This window comes from Mesorhizobium sp. WSM4844 (genome assembly GCF_055811775.1).
This window is the reverse complement of the sequence record NZ_JBVVQB010000239.1, coordinates 1-232: the sequence shown is the minus strand read 5'-3', so window position 1 is coordinate 232 and position 232 is coordinate 1. Positions and strand designations below refer to the sequence as shown.

At 86.6% G+C, this 232-nt stretch carries 1 protein-coding gene; it reads left to right on the top strand.

Annotated elements, in window-relative coordinates; translation table 11 throughout:
• Positions 1-24 precede the first annotated feature (24 nt).
• The coding region (locus AC0L2A_RS36595; protein ID WP_473613049.1) for a hypothetical protein at positions 25-232 on the top strand (208 nt) is incomplete at its 3' end.

Here is a 232-nt window from a genome sequence, read left to right as displayed (position 1 = left end):
CCCCAAACCCGCGGGGGGTTGGTTTTGTTCCCGCCCCTTTTGGGGGGGGCGGGGGTTTTTGTGGGGGGGGGGGGGGGGGCGGGGGGGGGGGCGGGGGGGGGGGGGGGCCGCCCGCCCCCCCCCCCCGCCCGGGGCCCCCCCCCCCCCCCCCCCCCGCCCGCCCCCCCCCCCCCCCCCCCCCCCACAACCCCCCCCCCCCCCCCCCCGCGCCCCCCCCCCCCATCTCTATTGC